The sequence below is a fragment of the Serratia sp. CY47280 genome (assembly GCF_052168655.1).
GTDB classification, from domain to species: Bacteria; Pseudomonadota; Gammaproteobacteria; order Enterobacterales; family Enterobacteriaceae; genus Serratia; species Serratia bockelmannii.
In genome coordinates this window covers 217,302-233,335 of the sequence record NZ_JBJNMG010000006.1, presented here as the reverse complement: position 1 = coordinate 233,335, position 16,034 = coordinate 217,302, and the positions used below count along the sequence as shown (strand labels likewise).

The following is a 16,034-nucleotide window of genomic DNA, read 5'->3' as shown; positions in this document are numbered from 1 at the left end:
TTACTTCAGTTAGTCACTCTTCAAGACTTGATATTTTTTTGCATCCAAAGATGCTGGATATCGTCTTGTGGAGTGCCCACACAGATTGTCTGATAAATTGTTAAAGAGCAGTGAGTTAGGCGCTTTCGCTTGCTAACTCGAGGTGGCGTATATTACGCTTTCCTCTTTCAGAGTCAACCCTAATTTTCAGGATTTTTTCTCTGAGACCCCCGGATACTCTGTGAAGTTGTTCACATGTTCCGTGTCGATGGAGGCGCATTATAGGGAGCCGGTTCAGAATGACAAGCGTTAATATGCATTTTTTATCTGACCGCTCACTATTCATTCGTAACGCCTATTAAACCCGCTTTTTGATGGCTGCAGGCAGGTCCGCCAGGCTATTTAGCACCCAATCGGCCAGCTTTTCGCCCTGCTCCGTCACCGGCTTGCCGGTACGCACCAGCACCTTGGTGCCGACGCCGGCCGCGATCGCCGCCTGCATGTCTTCCGGTTTATCCCCCACCATATAAGAAGCGGCCATATCGATGTTCAATTCCTGCTGCGCTTGCAACAGCATGCCCGGCTGCGGTTTACGGCAGTCGCACACCTGACGATACTCCTCTACTGCCGCCTCCGGATGATGCGGGCAGAAATAGATGCCGTCGAAGTCGACATCGCGATCGGCCAGCGACCAGTCCATCCACTCGGTCAGGTACATAAACTGGTCTTCGCTGAACTTGCCGCGCGCAATGCCGGACTGGTTGGTCACCATCACCAACGCGAAGCCCATCTTTTTAAGTTCGCGACAGGCGTCAATCACGCCGTCAATAAAGTGGAAATTGTCGATTTCATGGACATAACCATGGTCAACATTAATCGTACCGTCACGATCGAGAAAAATTGCTGGAACGCTTTGTGTCACCGCTTTGCTCCTGAGGGGCTGAATACGCTGACAGTATCGCATGTTTTACCCCGCACTGAGAACGCCGGAGAACGTCGCTGGCCGTTGACTTAGACGTCTAGACGCCTTAACATCTGATCCATACCTTGGTTCCACGCCGAGGTTTACTTTTATCTAGCCACGGGCAACCACGCTAAAATAAGAAGAATATGATTAAACTTTCTAACATCACTAAAGTGTTCCAGCAGGGTTCGCGCACCATTACCGCGCTCTCTGACGTGACCCTTCACGTCCCTGCCGGGCAAATCTATGGCGTTATCGGGTCTTCCGGCGCCGGTAAAAGCACGCTGATTCGCTGCGCCAACATGCTTGAGCGCCCTACGTCCGGCCAGGTCCTGGTCGACGGTCAGGATCTGACTTCGCTGTCGGAAAGCGAACTGACGCGCGCCCGTCGCCAAATCGGCATGATCTTCCAGCACTTCAACCTGCTCTCTTCCCGCACGGTGTTCGGCAACGTCGCGCTGCCGCTGGAGCTGGATAATACGCCGCGCACCGAGATCAAAAAGCGCGTGACCGAACTGCTGGAGCTGGTCGGCCTGGCGGACAAGCACGACGCCTACCCGGCCAACCTGTCCGGCGGCCAGAAACAGCGTGTGGCGATCGCGCGCGCGCTGGCCAGCAACCCTAAAGTGCTGCTGTGCGACGAGGCCACCAGCGCGCTGGATCCGGCCACCACCCGTTCCATCCTGGAACTGCTGAAAGACATCAACCGCCGTCTGGGCCTGACCATTCTGCTCATCACCCATGAAATGGACGTGGTGAAACGCATCTGCGACCAGGTCGCGGTCATCAGCCAGGGGCAACTGATCGAAAAAGACAGCGTCAGCGAAGTGTTCTCACACCCGAAAACCCCGCTGGCCCAACAGTTCATTCAGTCCACGCTGCATCTGGATATTCCGGACGACTACGCCGTGCGCCTGTCGCCGGAGCGCCAGGGCGACCGTCAGCCGCTGCTGCGCCTGGAATTCACCGGCCAGTCGGTCGATGCGCCGCTGCTGTCTGAAGCCGCTCGCCGCTTCAACGTGAACAACAACATTATCAGCGCCCAGATGGATTATGCCGGCGGCGTGAAATTCGGCGTGATGCTGGCGGAGCTGCACGGCAGCGACGAAGACGCGCTGGCGACGATTAAGTTCCTGCAAGAAAATCAGGTAAAAGTAGAGGTTCTGGGTTATGTCTGAGGCAATGATGTGGTTGATGGCGCGTGGCGTGTGGGAAACCGTCATGATGACCTTTGTCTCCGGCTTCTTCGGTTTCGTGCTCGGCCTGCCGGTAGGCGTGCTGCTGTATGTGACCCGCCCTGGGCAGATCATCGCCAACAATTCGCTGTATAAGATCCTGTCCGGGCTGGTGAACATCTTCCGTTCCATCCCGTTCATTATCCTGTTGGTTTGGATGATTCCTTTTACCCGCATGATCGTCGGTACCTCGATCGGTCTTCAGGCGGCCATCGTGCCGTTGACCGTGGGCGCCGCGCCGTTCATCGCGCGCATGGTGGAAAACGCCCTGCTGGAGATCCCGTCCGGTCTGGTGGAAGCGGCGCGCGCCATGGGCGCCACGCCGATGCAGATCATCAAGAAAGTGTTGCTGCCGGAAGCCCTACCGGGCCTGGTCAACGCCGCGACCATCACCCTAATCACCCTGGTGGGTTACTCCGCCATGGGCGGCGCGGTCGGTGCCGGCGGTCTGGGCCAAATCGGTTACCAATACGGTTATATCGGTTATAACGCCACAGTTATGAATACCGTATTAGTATTACTGGTAGTTTTGGTTTATCTGATCCAATTCTGCGGCGATCGCATCGTCAAAGCCGTTACCCATAAATAGTTTCACAGCATATTAATGCGAGTCTAATGAGGAAGGGATATGTCGTTAACATTTAAATCCATCGCGACAATTGGCGCACTGATCGGCACTCTGGCTCTGGCGGGCTGTGGCCAGGATGAAAAGAATCCAAACCACATCAAGGTCGGCGTGATCGTCGGCGCAGAGCAGCAAGTGGCTGAAGTGGCGCAGAAAGTGGCGAAAGAGAAATACGGTCTGGACGTCGAGCTGGTCACCTTCAACGATTACGTGCTGCCAAACGAAGCGCTGAGCAAAGGCGATATCGATCTGAACGCCTTCCAGCACAAGCCTTATCTGGATCAGCAGATCAAAGATCGCGGCTACAAGCTGGTGCCGGTCGGCAGCACCTTTGTTTACCCGATCGCCGGTTACTCCAAGAAAATCAAATCGCTGGACGAACTGAAAGAGGGTTCTCAGATCGCACTGCCGAACGATCCGACCAACCTGGGCCGCTCGCTGCTGCTGCTGCAGAAAGTCGGCCTGATCAAACTGAAAGACGGCGTTGGCCTGCTGCCGACCGTGCTGGACGTGACCGAGAACCCGAAAAACCTGAAGCTGGTTGAGCTGGAAGCGCCTCAGCTGCCACGTTCTCTGGACGATCAGCAGATCGCGCTGGCGGTGATCAATACCACCTACGCCAGCCAGATCGGCCTGACGCCGGCGAAAGACGGTCTGTTCGTGGAAGATAAAGACTCGCCTTACGTCAACCTGCTGGTTGCGCGCGAAGATAACAAAGATGCGGAAAACGTGAAGAAATTCGTGCAGGCCTATCAGTCTGACGAAGTTGACGCCGCCGCCAACAAAATCTTCAACGGCGGTGCGGTGAAAGGCTGGTAAGCGCTTATTCACCAATTTTATTCCTATAATTGCAAGACGGGCCAAGGCCCGTCTTGTTATTTCCGCCATAGATTGCTTCAATAGCGCCACTTTCATTAAGGCAGAGGAATCTCAATGCGTGTTTTACCTCTCTGTTTGTTAGCGCTCGCGCTGGCCGGATGTTCATCGCAACGTATCGCGCCATCCTCAACAAACAGCACCAGCAAGCCGACCACGACCGCCCCGGCCAAGACCACGCCGGCCGCCCGCCCCGCTCCGGTAAAACTGTATAAAAGTGCAGAAGAACTCGTGGGTAAACCGTTCCGCGATCTGGGTGAAGTGTCCGGCGAATCGTGCCAAACCACCGTACAAGACTCCCCACCGAATCTGGCTACCGCCCGTAAACGCATGCAAATCCGCGCGTCTTACATGAAGGCCAACGCCGTGCTGCTGCACGACTGCCAGATTGTCAGCGGCGTCGCCGGTTGTTATCAGCAGGCCGTCTGCCAGGGCTCGGCGCTTAACGTCTCGTCCAAATGACCGAATTCGTTTTCGAGCAGATCGGCGTGATCCGCTCGCCGTATAAAGAGAAATTCGCCGTGCCCCGCCAACCTGGGCTGGTCGAAGACGGTGGCGGCGAACTGCTGTTGCTACCGCCCTACAACCAGGCGGAAGCGGTTCGCGGTCTCAGCGATTTCAGCCATCTGTGGGTGATGTTCATTTTCCATCAAACCATGGAAGGCGGCTGGCGCCCGACGGTACGCCCACCGCGTTTAGGCGGCAATGCCCGCATGGGCGTGTTCGCCACCCGCTCCACCTTCCGCCCCAACCCGCTCGGCATGTCGCTCATTGAGCTCAAAGGCGTACGGGTGAAAAACGGGGAAGTGGCGCTGGAACTGGGCAGCCTCGATCTGGTCGACGGTACCCCGGTGGTGGACATCAAGCCTTATCTGCCGTTCGCCGAGAGCCAACCGCAGGCCCGCGCCGGCTTTGCCCAGGCCGCGCCCGCCGGCGATATGCCGGTGCGTTTCGCGCCGCAGGCGGAACAGCAGCTGCAGCAACATCAGGCGCGCTACCCGCAATTAAGGCGTTTTATCAGCCAGGTGCTGGCACAGGACCCCCGTCCCGCCTATCGTAAAGGAGAGGACGTCGAACGGGATTACGCCGTCTGGCTGCTGGATTTCAACGTGCGCTGGCGCGTCGTAGACGGCCACACCGAAGTGCTGGCGCTCGACCCGCGTTAAAATTCCGCCGCCTCTCTTTTGGCGACCCGCTCGCGCTGGTAAACTAAATCACTTTTTGGCCGCCACTCTGGCAGCCCGATGCAATTTGCAGTTCTAACGGAACCAAAACACCATGCGTACTAGCCAATATCTGCTCTCCACTCTGAAGGAGACACCTGCCGACGCCGAAGTGATCAGCCACCAGCTGATGCTGCGCGCCGGGATGATCCGCAAGCTGGCCTCCGGTCTTTACACCTGGCTGCCGACCGGCCTGCGCGTTCTGAAGAAGGTTGAAAACATCGTTCGCGAAGAAATGAACAATGCTAACGCGATCGAAGTGTCCATGCCGGTGGTTCAGCCTGCCGACCTGTGGCAGGAAAGCGGCCGTTGGGAGCAATACGGCCCCGAGCTGCTGCGCTTCGTCGACCGCGGTGACCGTCCTTTCGTGCTGGGCCCGACGCATGAAGAAGTGATTACCGATCTGATCCGCAACGAGATCAGCTCGTACAAGCAACTGCCGCTGAACTTCTTCCAGATCCAGACCAAGTTCCGTGATGAAGTGCGCCCACGTTTCGGCGTGATGCGTTCCCGTGAGTTCCTGATGAAGGATGCCTACTCCTTCCATACCTCGCAGGAGTCTCTGCAGGAGACTTACGACGCGATGTACGAAGCGTACAGCAAAATCTTCAGCCGCATGGGCCTGGATTTCCGCCCGGTGCAGGCCGATACCGGCTCGATCGGCGGCAGTGCGTCGCACGAATTCCAGGTGCTGGCAGACAGCGGTGAAGACGATATCGTGTTCTCCACCGGTTCCGACTTCGCCGCCAACATCGAGCTGGCGGAAGCGGTCGCGCCGGCGGCTCCGCGCGCGGCGGCCAGCGAAGCGCTGCGCCTGGTAGATACCCCGAACGCAAAAACCATCGCCGAGCTGGTCGAGCAATTCGCGCTGCCAGTGGAAAAAACCGTGAAGACGCTGATGGTACGCGCCACCGAAGAGAGCGGCCACAAGCTGGTCGCTCTGCTGGTGCGCGGCGATCACGAGCTGAACGAAGTCAAGGCAGAGAAGCTGGCGCAGGTTGCCACGCCGCTGACCTTCGCCACCGAAGAAGAAATTCGCGCCATCGTCGGTGCCGGCCCGGGTTCACTCGGCCCGGTCAACCTGCCGATGCCGGTGGTAGCTGACCGCAGCGTGGCGGCGATGAGCGACTTTGGCGCCGGCGCCAACGTTGACGGCAAACACTACTTCGGCATCAACTGGGAGCGCGATCTGCCGCTGCCGCAGGTGGCCGATATCCGTAACGTGGTGGAAGGCGACGCCAGCCCGGACGGTCAGGGTACGCTGCTGATCAAACGTGGCATCGAAGTGGGCCATATCTTCCAGCTCGGCACCAAGTATTCGGAAGCGATGAAAGCGACCGTGCAAGGCGAAGATGGCCGTAACCAGGTACTGACCATGGGTTGCTACGGCATCGGGGTCACGCGCGTTGTGGCCGCCGCCATCGAGCAGAACCACGACGAACGCGGCATCATCTGGCCGGACGCTATCGCGCCGTTCCAGGTCGCTATTCTGCCGATGAACATGCACAAGTCGTTCCGCGTGCAGGCGCTCGCCGAAGAGCTGTACAACACTCTGCGCTCCCATGGCATCGACGTGATCCTCGATGACCGCAAAGAGCGTCCGGGCGTGATGTTCGCGGATATGGAACTGATCGGCGTGCCGCACTCTATCGTTATCGGTGACCGTAACCTCGACAACGAAGAGATCGAGTACAAGAACCGCCGCGTCGGCGAGAAGCAAATGATCAAAACCGGCGAAATCGTTGATTTCCTGCTGGGCCAGATCAAACGCTGAGCGACGAACGCCAGAAAATAAAAAACCCGCCTAGGCGGGTTTTTTTATATCCGAAAACGCTTACTTGCTGCTGCAGTTTTTGCTGCGGTCGAACGCGATTTTGCCGTCCGGTACCACCGCCTTCTCTATCAGCCCTTCTTCCATCGATGGCTGCACGCTGAAATGCGCATTGAAGGTCAGGAACACCGGCTCGCCGGCATTTTTGTTGGCTTTGGCGTAACCTTGCTCCAGCGCGATGCTGTTATCCACCGGGAACGTGATGCCGGTAGCGCAGTCCTTGAAGACTGCCGCATCCGCCATATAGGTGTAACTGCCTTTCATCACCATCGGCGTTTTAGGCAACGGTTTTTCAATCGGCTCCAGGCGATAGTTCAGCTTGGAGGCGATCGGCGCGCCGCTGCGATCCAGCATCTCCAGGCTCTTGCCCACCGGACGGAAGTAACGTTTTTCACCGGTGCTGTCGGTCAGCACCAGCTTATCCGCAGTGCGCGCCCATTTGCCGTAGTCGGCAAAGGTCTGATCGCCGTCTTTGGTGCCGCGATAGGTTTCCTGCAGAACAAAGGTGCCGTCCTCATCCAGGAACAGCGCCGTATCCAGCCCGCCGCAATCGGCGCAAGGCAACAATCCTTGATAACTCTGCGGCATCGCCTGCAGCGGTTGTTCCTTAGGCTGATAATGATTGTTGCATCCCAACAACGAGAGTGCGCCTGCCGCCAAGAACAGGGCTACCGTAATTTTCTTCACAGTTATTCTCCTACTGTGTTCATGTATTCCTAAGTGCGAACCTTGCCACGCAGCGCCTTGGTGGCGCCTTTACGCGTCTTGCCTTCCAGGCGACGCAGTTTCGCCCCTTTCGTCGGCTTGGTCGCCTTGCGCGTTTTTTCCACCACCATCGCCTGCTGAATCAGCGCGACCAACCTGGCCAACGCCGCTTCGCGATTCAATTCCTGACTGCGATACTCTTGCGCCTTGATAATCACTACGCCATCAGCGGTAATGAGATGATGATTCAGCGCCAGCAGCCTTTCCTTATAATACTCTGGCAGGCTGGATGCCCGGATGTCAAAGCGCAAATGGATCGCCGTTGAGGTTTTGTTCACGTGCTGGCCGCCCGCGCCCTGCGCGCGGATCGCCGTCAATTCCAGTTCATTATCCGGTATGGCTACGTTTCTTGACAGTTCCAGCACCGGTTACACCTGTGCCTGCTGCCACTCGGCAAACTGGATTTCCAGACTATTCTGAGCATCGGACAGCCAAATAGTTCCCTCCTGCAGCGTTGCCTGCAGCGTCATGGTGCGGCTGGCCAATGCCGTCAGGCGCGCCAACTGCTCGTCGTCAAGGAAACGCACGCTCAGGTTCTTGTAGCCGGCCACCTTACCCTGCATTCCCTGCCACCACACGTGCGCAGCGCGCTCGCCGTAAGCGTACAACACCACGCGCGGCGACTGGTTGCAGGCCTTGCGGATGCGTTTTTCGTCGGGTAATCCCATCTCGATCCACATTTCCAGCCCGTTGTGGTCGTTGCGCTGCCAGATCTCCGGCTCGTCGTCGGCGCTCAGCCCTTTGGTGAACACCAACCGCTCGTCGGCATGACAGATCCAGGCCAACAGGCGCAGCATCATGCGCTGCTCGTTTTCGGACGGGTGTTGCGCCAACGTCAGCGTGGCGTCGTGGTAGAAGTGACGATCCATATCAGCAATATTGACCGCGGCTTTATAAATGGTTGCTTTCAGCGCCATGGGTGACCTCGTTATTATCCGGCGACAGTGTACTTGATCAGGGCCAAACCCCGCCAGCGCGGCCAGGCCACGGCAGTGCGAAAGGCGTGCCGGGGTGCTGATAACTCCATAACAGCTGTGCTATAGTCGTCTAGGATAGGATAAAACTCCGAGAGCCTGCGCCTCATCGCGATAGTAGTCTTGATGATGCAGAGGTTCTTAAGGGAGGAAACTGTGCAACAATACTGTGAGTTAGTACGCCGTACTTACGCCGAGATTGGCAGTGGAGATCTTGGCTACGTGCCTGATGCGCTGGCTTGTGCGTTAAAGGCATTGGACGATGTCGCAGCGAACGATGCGCTACCGTCCTCCGTTAGGGAACAGGCGGCCTTTGCCGCCGCTAACTTATTGGTGAGCGACTATGTTGATGAATGATGAGTACCAACCCATCAATTGCGATGACTACGACAACCTGGAACTCGCCTGTCAGCATAAACTTATTCTGAAGCTGGAGTTACGCGACGGAGAAGTGATCGAGGCCAAGGCGATCGACCTGCTGCAAAAGAAACGCGTTGAGTATCTGACCATCGAACAGAACGGCCAGCAGCGCGACCTGCGTCTGGACCATATCAGCAGTTTCAGTCATCCGGAAATCGGTACCGTGGTCGTCAGCCTGTCGGACTGAGCAGCGGTAACCCCATCCCAACAGGGCAGCCCAACGGCTGCCCTCGTCATTTAGGGCTTCAGGCTGGCGTAATAGGCCGCCAGATCGGCGATATCGTCATCCGACAGCCCCGACACGTAGGCCTTCATCACCTCGGCCTGGCCGCCGTTGCGTTCCCCTTTCTTGTACGCCTGCAATGCGTGCTGCAGGTACATGGCATTCTGCCCGGCCAGATTCGGGTACATCGGCACCGTCACCTTGCCCTGCGCGCCGTGGCAGGCCGCACAGGCGGCGGCTTTGGCCTGGCCGGCCGCCGCATCTCCCGCCGCCAACGCCGGCAGGCTGAACAGGCCGGCAGCCAACAGCGCGATTTCCACAAACTTCATCATTGCTCCTCACGATTATGATTTTTTTCCCAGCGCAGCCGCCACGGGCGTTCGCCTTCCGGCACCTGCCCCGCCTCACAGACGAATACGCCCAGCGCGGCGATCAGCTGCTCATCATAATAAATCAACGGGATGCGTTCACGCTGCCAGGGAGGAATACCCAGCTCCTGCCACAGTTTTTTTATCGGCCGCGAATGGACGCGCCCCACGATGCGCACCGCACCCTGCACGCCGCCGAACCGAACGCTGACCTGTTGCGATGGCTGCGGTGCGCGCAGCACCAGCTCGCCCTCACCGGCAATCAACTGCCCCAGCCCGTCCGGCAACGTCAGCGGCTGGTCAGGCTGCCAGGGCAGATGCACATCGAGCAGCGCCGCCAGCGGCGGCAACAGGTGCAATCGGCCGCGGAAACGGCGGATCTGATAGGCGCCGAGCTGCAGCTGCGGTTCGGCATCCTCCCGGCTGAGCGCCACCTCATCCCACAGGCGCTGAAGCTGCTCACGCGCCGGCATGGTGACGTTAAACAATGCGATCCAGCGCCGCAGCAAGGCGAAGCGCCGCACCGGCGAACAGTCGGTCAGGCCGTCAATCGCCAATGAGCGATCCGCCGCCAACAGGCTTTGCAGCGGTTCTGCCAACAGTTCGTCCAGCAGTTGCTCCTGCTCGGCGCACAGGCCGGCGCTGCGCGCTACCGCCGAGGCGAAGTGCGGCCAGCGCTGGTTGAGCTGCGGCAACACCTGCAACCGCAGGAAATTGCGATCGAAGCGCGTGTCCTGATTGCTGTCGTCATCTATCCAGGTTAAGGCGTGGCGTTGCGCGTAGCTTTCCAGCGTCTGACGCGAACAGCCCAACAGCGGCCGCAACAGCAGGTGCTCGCCCAGCGCGCCGCGCGCCGCCATCGCCGACAGCCCCGCCGGCCCGCTGCCGCGCTTGAGCGCCAGCAGGAAGGTTTCGCTTTGATCGTCGAGGTGTTGCGCGGTGAGCAGCGCTTCGCCCTCCGTGAGGGCGGCGCTGAAGGCGGCATAGCGCGCCGCACGCGCCGCCGCTTCGATGCCGCCCTGGCGGGCGTCCACCTGCACATGCGTCACCGTCAACGGGATCTGCCAGTCGGCACACCGGCTGCGGCAATGCTCAACCCAACGGTCGGCAAAGGCGCTCAGGCCATGATGCACGTGCAGCGCACGCAGCTGCAGCGCCGGACGTTGGCGGCCCAACGCCGCCAGCAGATGCAGCAGCACGCTGGAATCCAGGCCGCCGCTGAACGCCACCAGCAGCCGCTGCTGCGCGCCCAGTTGGTCCGCCACCTGCGTCGTTAATTGATCAGTATCCATCGGTAGGCTTTGTCACTTCTACATAGCTGCACGTTAACCCCGCCTACCGCCATCAATCAAGCATTAACCGTCCGGGCCTGGCGTCGCGTCAGCAGCCACCAGCCGCCCAGCACCGCGATCACCGCCAGCGCACATCCGGCCGCTCCCCAGCCGATCTGGGCGAAAATGCGGCCATACGCCTGCATCGCCGCCCCCTCTATGTGATCTTCGGCGGTCTGATTGGCGATGATGCCCGCCAGATAGTTGGCGATCGAACCGGTCGCCAACATATAGATGCCGGTCAACACGCCGGTGGCGCCGGGGATATTCAGCCGGGTGATCTGCGCCATCGCCACCGGATCGATAAACAGTTCGGCAAAGCCCATCACCGCCAAACCGGCGATCATCAGCCCCATCGAGCCCGGCCCGTGTAGCCGGGTATTGAGCGCCATCAGCGTAAAGCCGACGCCGATCAACAGCAGACCGAAGGCGAACTTGCACCAGATGCGCAGCGTGCGATCGCCATCGCCACTCGCCAGCCAGGCCAGCGCCACGCCGCCCAGCATCACCGCACAGGCGTTAACCGACTGGAACAAGGCGGTCGGCACCGTCCAGCCGAACCAGCGCCGGTCAACGAAATGATCGATAAACAGGCTGATGGAGCTGCCGCCCTGCTGGGCAAAGGCCCAGAACAGCGTGCCTAGCAGCATCAGCACGATGATCTGCCACAGCCCCCTGCGCTGGCCGGCGTCCGCGCGCAGCATAATGCGCGCCACCAGCACCACCGCCGCCACGCACACCAACCCGAGCAAATAGCCGGCCCAGCCACGTTCAAACAGCAGCGTGAAGAACAGCGGCGACGCCAGCAGCGCCGCCAGCAGCCATCCCCAGTGCGGCAAGCCCAGACTCCTGGCGCGCATCAGCGGTGCATTCACGCCGCGCGTGTGGCGGAAATGGCGTCCGCCCAGCAGAAAAATCACCAGACCGGCGAACATGCCGATCCCGGCCAACGCAAAGCCGACGTGCCAACCATAGCGTTCGGCCGCCAACCCGCAGGCGATCGGCGCCAGAATAGATCCGACGTTGCCGGCGGCGTACAGCAGCGAGAAGCCCCCTTCGCGGCGCGAGTCCTGCGCCGGATACAGCTCGCCCAGCAGGCAGCTGATATTGGATTTGAACAGGCCGTAGCCGCAGATGATGATGGCCAGCGCCAGATAGAGCGACTGGGCGGAGACCGCGCTCAGGCCAAGCACGATATGCCCCAGGGTCATCAGCGCCGCGCCGGCGATCACCGCGACGCGGTTGCCCAGCAGGCGGTCGGCGAGCCAGCCGCCAAGAATAGGAGTGACGTAAACTAACGAAGCGTAAGCGCTGTAGAGATCGATGGCGTGGCTGTCGGTATAGCCGAGTTGGTGGGTCAGATAGAGGATCAGTAACGCACGCATGCCGTAAAAGCTGAAATATTCCCAAATTTGTATCGCTACGACATAGTAGATTGCGCGCGGCTGTGAGGGTGTTTTCATGGAGGTCTCCCATCAGTCGGTGAACGGCAAAGGGGAAGCGCGAGCGCCTCCCCTCTTATTGGCTGCGGTTATTTCGCCTTCAGCACTTTCACCCGATAACGTCCGTCCGCCTGACGATAGGCGCCGTGAATGTCGGTTTCAAAGCCCGGATAATGCGCGCCGATTTCGCACAGCATCTGCAGGAACTCCAGCACCGGCCGGCTCTCTTCGGTCAGCATTTCGCCCGGCATCACCAGCGGCACGCCCGGTGGGTATGGGAGGATCATGTTGGCGTTGACCTTGCCGACCATCTCTTCCAGATAGACCTCTTCCACTTCGCCGTGCAGCTCTTTCTGGAACGCCTGGTACGGATTCATCACCATGGTTGGCAGCACTTCGAACGCGCGGTACATCAGGTCCGGCAGGTTGTGCTGCTCCACTAGGCGGTGAATGTTCTGCGCCAGATCCTGAATGCGCATGTTTTCATAGAAATCAGGCGCTTCGTGATACAGCGAAGGCAGCATGTTTTTCACCCGCAGGTTCAGATCGAACGAGCGTTTGAAGTCGGTCATCGCGCGCAGCAGGCTGAGCGCCTTGGTTTTGTCGATGCCAATGCTGAACAGGAACAGCAGGTTGTACGGCCCGGTTTTCTCGACGATGATGCCGCGTTCGTCGAGGTATTTCGCCACGATGCTGGCCGGGATACCGAACGGCTGCATCTCGCCTTCCTTGCTCATCCCCGGCGTCAGAATGGTGACCTTGATCGGGTCCAGATACATGTGTTCGTTGTCGATGTTCTTGAAACCGTGCCAGGCGCTGTCGGAGCGCAGCGGCCAGCATTCCGGCTCATCGATATGCTCCGGCTGCCAGACGTCGAAGAACCAGCCGTCGGACTCGACTTTCAGGCGTTTAATCTCTTTGCGGAACTTGATCGCGCGCTCGATAGAGCCGTGGATCAGGCGCTTGCCGGCGTTGCCTTTCATCATCGCCGCGGCGGTTTCGGTCGACGCCACGATGCCGTAGTGCGGCGAGGTGGTGGTGTGCATCATGTAGGCTTCGTTGAAGGTTTCTTCGTTGATGTCACCCTTCACATGAATCATCGAAGCCTGCGAGAAGGCCGCCAGCAGTTTGTGGGTGGACTGGGTTTCGTAGATCACCTTGCCCTCCACGCGGCCGCCGCTCATGCCGCACTTGCCTTTATAGATCGGGTGGAAGTTGGTGTAAGGCACCCAGGCGGAATCGAAGTGGATCGACTTCACGTCCAGGGTGTTCTTGATAAAGTCGGTGTTGTACAGCAGCCCGTCATAGGTGGAGTTGGTGATCACCGCGTGCACCGGCCAGGTGGCGTTCGGGGTCTCCTTCACGCGCTTGGCGATGGTGGCGCGCTGGAACTCGCTCTGCGGAATGCCGCCGAGGATGCCGTAGGCGTTGCGGGTCGGGCGGAAGTAGATCGGCGTGATGTCGCTCATCATCATCAGGTGAGTCAGCGACTTGTGGCAGTTACGGTCAATCAGCACCGTGCTGCCCGCCGGCGCCGAATACATGCCGACGATCTTGTTGGCGGTGGAGGTGCCGTTGGTGACCATGTAGCTGCGTTCGGCGTTGAACACGCGGGAAATGTACTCCTCCGCCTCTTTGTGCGGGCCGGAGTGATCCAGCAGCGACCCCAGTTCGGACACCGAAATCGAAATATCCGACTTCATGGTGTTCGGGCCGAAGAAATCGTAGAACAGGCTGCCCACCGGGCTCTTCTGGAACGCGGTGCCGCCCATGTGGCCCGGCGTACAGAAAGTGTATTTGCCTTCGCGCACGTATTTAAACAGCGCCTTGGTCAACGGCGGCAGGATGGTGTCGATATACTCGTCGGTGTTCTGTTTGATCTTGGCGGCGATGTCGGTTGCCGCGCCGAGCGCATATTCGAAGAAGCGCACCTGCATGCGCAGATCGTTCAGGCTGACGTCCAGCGTGGAATAGGTGTTGGCGAACGCGTACAGCGGCATGTACTCGTTCAGCTGACTGATCTCTTCGCACAGCTCCAGGTTGTATTTGTCCCAGTCGAAGATCACCCCGCACAGGCGGGCGTTGTTCTCGATCAGTTTCAGCAGGTCTTCGCGATCGTTAGGGTAAACGATGCGGAAATCCAGACTTTCCAGCGCCTGATGCAGTTCACGGATAGGCTCTTCTTTGAAGTAGACACCCATGTGATTCATGATGGCGATAACGTTCATATGCATTTCTCCTGGCAAAGCAAGCCCCTTCCCGTCGCGGCTGACAGGTCGGAAAGAAAGGGGCTGGGTAAATTCAGTCGGTCAGCGGACGCGAATCAGTGCGCTTTGGCCGTGGTGTTTTCATCGACCGCCGCTGCGTTGGCAGCCTGGCGGGTATTCATTTTCCGGGCGTAGAACATCAGGATAATCAGGCTGATGATAAAGGTGCCGGACAGTTCGAATGAGTTGGCGCCCATCAGCGCGATGAAGCAGAAGCCGCAGCCGCACACCGAAGCGATCAGGCTCAGCAGGTTGCGCACGTTGACCCCTTCGAAGCGGATCAGATCTACGCAGGAATAGAAGTAAGGCAGCATGGTCAGCAGCACCGCGATGCCGGTCAGCTCGCCGAACAGGTCGGAAGCCTTGCCGCCGGCGGAGCTCATCAGGGTGATCAGCACCATCAGCGCGGTCATTTTGCAGCCGGCCAGCAGCAGGCCTTTTTTCGGAATGCCGTTTTTATCCAGCTCGCCGTACACTTTCGGGAAGTTGCCGTCGTTGGCGGCGCGCACCCCGGCCTGGCCGACCAGCATCATCCATGACCCGAGCGAGGTCAGGCAGGCAAAGGCGGTGAACGCGGAAACCATCGGTGCGGCCCAGTTGCCCATAATCGCCGAGGCGCTGATGGCGAACGGCGCGCCGCTGGCGGCCATTTCAGACGCCGGGAACATGCCGCTGATCACCTGGGTGGCGGCGATGTAGATGATGCCCGCCAAACCGGTGCCGAGCATGGTCGCCAGCGGCACGGTGCGTTTCGGGTTTTTCACCATGCCTGTGCTGACCGCTGCGGATTCCACGCCGATGAACGCCCACAGGCACAGCAGAATACTTTTGATGACCGCATGGCTGTCGGTGGTGCCGGAGGTATTCCAGTTAGCCTGGTAGGTGGCGGCGTCAAACCAGTGCCAGCCGAGGGTGGCGGTCACGATCACCGGGATCAACACCAATACCAGGCCCAGGGTAGTCAAACGGCTGACCCAGGTTCCGCCCAGCATGTTGACGAAGGTGAAGACCCACACGATGGCGATACAGGCGATACCGGCAGGTATCGGGTTGTTCAGCGCCGGGAAGAAGGTGGAGAGATAAGAAACGGCGGTAATGCCGATGGCCAGGTTACCGATCCAGTTGGCATGGTAATAAAGCACGCCGGTCTGGAAACCGAAGGCCGGGGAAATTTCACCGGCGTAGGCGATAGGGCCGCCCTGCTGCGGGTTTTTGGTGGCGAGACGGGCATACACATAGGCCAGCGACATCGCCCCGATAATCGAGATCACCCACCCCCAAATGGCGATGGATCCGAGACTCGCCAGGTTGGCGGGCAATAAGGCAATCCCGCTCCCCATCATATTGCCGGCGACGACGCCGGTGCAGGCAATAAGCCCTATTTTCTTGGGTGAAGCCATGGTCAGTTTCTCCTGATTTACGTTTCTTATAAGCCACACCCATAAATAAAAGATTTTAATGAGCCGGCTTGATAGTCAGGATGCTAACCATCGGGGGGAATAAAGTCCTAA

At 59.1% G+C, this 16,034-nt stretch carries 17 protein-coding genes; 8 read left to right on the top strand and 9 right to left on the bottom strand.

The window, feature by feature from the left end; all coding sequences use genetic code 11:
- Nucleotides 1–337: 337 nt before the first annotated feature.
- Entirely contained in the window at nucleotides 338–901 is a 564-nt protein-coding gene (gene gmhB, locus ACJ8J4_RS20855; protein WP_025304009.1) for a D-glycero-beta-D-manno-heptose 1,7-bisphosphate 7-phosphatase, read from the bottom strand.
- Between the two features lie 188 nt (nucleotides 902–1,089).
- Between gmhB and metN the strand changes: the two genes are divergently transcribed.
- The 6 genes from metN (at nucleotide 1,090) to proS (ending at nucleotide 6,676) form a co-directional block, all read left to right on the top strand.
- On the top strand, nucleotides 1,090–2,121 hold the full coding sequence (metN, locus tag ACJ8J4_RS20850) for a methionine ABC transporter ATP-binding protein MetN (protein WP_264383735.1): 1,032 nt from the start codon (nucleotides 1,090–1,092) through the stop codon (nucleotides 2,119–2,121).
- A complete protein-coding gene (locus ACJ8J4_RS20845; RefSeq protein WP_004932010.1) occupies nucleotides 2,114–2,767 on the top strand; it encodes a methionine ABC transporter permease MetI in 654 nt (217 codons plus the stop codon). The genes metN and ACJ8J4_RS20845 overlap by 8 nt, the downstream gene beginning before the upstream one ends.
- A gap of 39 nt (nucleotides 2,768–2,806) precedes the next feature.
- Nucleotides 2,807–3,622, top strand: a complete 816-nt coding sequence (locus ACJ8J4_RS20840; protein WP_025304010.1) for a MetQ/NlpA family lipoprotein — start codon at nucleotides 2,807–2,809, stop codon at nucleotides 3,620–3,622.
- A gap of 114 nt (nucleotides 3,623–3,736) precedes the next feature.
- Nucleotides 3,737–4,141 (top strand): Rcs stress response system protein RcsF, encoded by a 405-nt coding sequence (gene rcsF / locus ACJ8J4_RS20835; protein ID WP_025304011.1) that lies wholly within the window; start codon nucleotides 3,737–3,739, stop codon nucleotides 4,139–4,141.
- Nucleotides 4,138–4,845, top strand: a complete 708-nt coding sequence (gene tsaA / locus ACJ8J4_RS20830) for a tRNA (N6-threonylcarbamoyladenosine(37)-N6)-methyltransferase TrmO (RefSeq protein ID WP_016929866.1) — start codon at nucleotides 4,138–4,140, stop codon at nucleotides 4,843–4,845. The genes rcsF and tsaA overlap by 4 nt, the downstream gene beginning before the upstream one ends.
- Before the next feature lie 112 nt (nucleotides 4,846–4,957).
- Complete coding sequence (gene proS / locus ACJ8J4_RS20825) at nucleotides 4,958–6,676, top strand: proline--tRNA ligase (RefSeq protein WP_025304013.1); 1,719 nt, start codon at nucleotides 4,958–4,960, stop codon at nucleotides 6,674–6,676.
- 60 nt (nucleotides 6,677–6,736) lie between these two features.
- On the opposite strand, the gene nlpE is transcribed toward proS, so the two are convergent.
- The 3 genes from nlpE to ACJ8J4_RS20810 are packed head-to-tail and all read right to left on the bottom strand — an operon-like array spanning nucleotide 6,737 to nucleotide 8,415.
- Nucleotides 6,737–7,420 carry an envelope stress response activation lipoprotein NlpE gene (nlpE, locus tag ACJ8J4_RS20820; protein ID WP_043139936.1) on the bottom strand — a complete coding sequence of 228 codons (684 nt, stop codon included), beginning with the start codon at nucleotides 7,418–7,420 and terminating at the stop codon, nucleotides 6,737–6,739.
- Between the two features lie 29 nt (nucleotides 7,421–7,449).
- The gene (gene arfB / locus ACJ8J4_RS20815; RefSeq protein WP_004931997.1) at nucleotides 7,450–7,863 is read right to left on the bottom strand and encodes an alternative ribosome rescue aminoacyl-tRNA hydrolase ArfB; all 414 of its coding nucleotides are present in this window, start codon (nucleotides 7,861–7,863) and stop codon (nucleotides 7,450–7,452) included.
- A 3-nt stretch (nucleotides 7,864–7,866) separates the two neighbouring features.
- Nucleotides 7,867–8,415: a YaeQ family protein gene (locus tag ACJ8J4_RS20810; protein WP_025304016.1), complete on the bottom strand. Its 549-nt coding sequence runs from the start codon at nucleotides 8,413–8,415 to the stop codon at nucleotides 7,867–7,869.
- Nucleotides 8,416–8,628: 213 nt separating this feature from the next.
- Here ACJ8J4_RS20810 and ACJ8J4_RS20805 point away from each other — a divergent pair, with 213 nt between their 5' ends.
- Both ACJ8J4_RS20805 and rof read left to right on the top strand, forming a co-directional pair.
- On the top strand, nucleotides 8,629–8,829 hold the full coding sequence (locus ACJ8J4_RS20805) for a YaeP family protein (RefSeq protein ID WP_004931993.1): 201 nt from the start codon (nucleotides 8,629–8,631) through the stop codon (nucleotides 8,827–8,829).
- Entirely contained in the window at nucleotides 8,816–9,079 is a 264-nt protein-coding gene (gene rof / locus ACJ8J4_RS20800) for a Rho-binding antiterminator (protein ID WP_004931991.1), read from the top strand. The genes ACJ8J4_RS20805 and rof overlap by 14 nt, the downstream gene beginning before the upstream one ends.
- 50 nt (nucleotides 9,080–9,129) lie before the next feature.
- Here the strand turns inward: rof and ACJ8J4_RS20795 are convergent, their stop codons facing one another.
- The 5 genes from ACJ8J4_RS20795 to cadB form a co-directional block, all read right to left on the bottom strand.
- Nucleotides 9,130–9,444, bottom strand: a complete 315-nt coding sequence (locus ACJ8J4_RS20795; protein ID WP_025304017.1) for a c-type cytochrome — start codon at nucleotides 9,442–9,444, stop codon at nucleotides 9,130–9,132.
- Nucleotides 9,444–10,775 carry a tRNA lysidine(34) synthetase TilS gene (gene tilS, locus ACJ8J4_RS20790; RefSeq protein ID WP_197836314.1) on the bottom strand — a complete coding sequence of 444 codons (1,332 nt, stop codon included), beginning with the start codon at nucleotides 10,773–10,775 and terminating at the stop codon, nucleotides 9,444–9,446. The genes ACJ8J4_RS20795 and tilS overlap by 1 nt, the downstream gene beginning before the upstream one ends.
- A 56-nt stretch (nucleotides 10,776–10,831) precedes the next feature.
- Complete coding sequence (gene dtpD / locus ACJ8J4_RS20785) at nucleotides 10,832–12,277, bottom strand: dipeptide permease DtpD (RefSeq protein WP_264383737.1); 1,446 nt, start codon at nucleotides 12,275–12,277, stop codon at nucleotides 10,832–10,834.
- Nucleotides 12,278–12,345: 68 nt separating this feature from the next.
- On the bottom strand, nucleotides 12,346–14,484 hold the full coding sequence (cadA, locus tag ACJ8J4_RS20780; protein WP_025304020.1) for a lysine decarboxylase CadA: 2,139 nt from the start codon (nucleotides 14,482–14,484) through the stop codon (nucleotides 12,346–12,348).
- A gap of 95 nt (nucleotides 14,485–14,579) precedes the next feature.
- The gene (gene cadB / locus ACJ8J4_RS20775; RefSeq protein WP_025304021.1) at nucleotides 14,580–15,923 is read right to left on the bottom strand and encodes a cadaverine/lysine antiporter; all 1,344 of its coding nucleotides are present in this window, start codon (nucleotides 15,921–15,923) and stop codon (nucleotides 14,580–14,582) included.
- Between the last annotated feature and the right edge of the window lie 111 nt (nucleotides 15,924–16,034).

Excerpts from the sequence above, each read along its gene's own strand:
- metN (WP_264383735.1), top strand. The coding sequence starts at position 1,090 with ATGATTAAACTTTCTAACATCACTAAAGTGTTCCAGCAGGGTTCGCGC.
- ACJ8J4_RS20845 (WP_004932010.1), top strand. The coding sequence starts at position 2,114 with ATGTCTGAGGCAATGATGTGGTTGATGGCGCGTGGCGTGTGGGAAACC.
- ACJ8J4_RS20840 (WP_025304010.1), top strand. The coding sequence starts at position 2,807 with ATGTCGTTAACATTTAAATCCATCGCGACAATTGGCGCACTGATCGGC.
- rcsF (WP_025304011.1), top strand. The coding sequence starts at position 3,737 with ATGCGTGTTTTACCTCTCTGTTTGTTAGCGCTCGCGCTGGCCGGATGT.
- tsaA (WP_016929866.1), top strand. The coding sequence starts at position 4,138 with ATGACCGAATTCGTTTTCGAGCAGATCGGCGTGATCCGCTCGCCGTAT.
- proS (WP_025304013.1), top strand. The coding sequence starts at position 4,958 with ATGCGTACTAGCCAATATCTGCTCTCCACTCTGAAGGAGACACCTGCC.
- ACJ8J4_RS20810 (WP_025304016.1), bottom strand. The coding sequence starts at position 8,415 with ATGGCGCTGAAAGCAACCATTTATAAAGCCGCGGTCAATATTGCTGAT.
- rof (WP_004931991.1), top strand. The coding sequence starts at position 8,816 with ATGTTGATGAATGATGAGTACCAACCCATCAATTGCGATGACTACGAC.
- ACJ8J4_RS20795 (WP_025304017.1), bottom strand. The coding sequence starts at position 9,444 with ATGAAGTTTGTGGAAATCGCGCTGTTGGCTGCCGGCCTGTTCAGCCTG.
- tilS (WP_197836314.1), bottom strand. The coding sequence starts at position 10,775 with ATGGATACTGATCAATTAACGACGCAGGTGGCGGACCAACTGGGCGCG.
- dtpD (WP_264383737.1), bottom strand. The coding sequence starts at position 12,277 with ATGAAAACACCCTCACAGCCGCGCGCAATCTACTATGTCGTAGCGATA.
- cadA (WP_025304020.1), bottom strand. The coding sequence starts at position 14,484 with ATGAACGTTATCGCCATCATGAATCACATGGGTGTCTACTTCAAAGAA.
- cadB (WP_025304021.1), bottom strand. The coding sequence starts at position 15,923 with ATGGCTTCACCCAAGAAAATAGGGCTTATTGCCTGCACCGGCGTCGTC.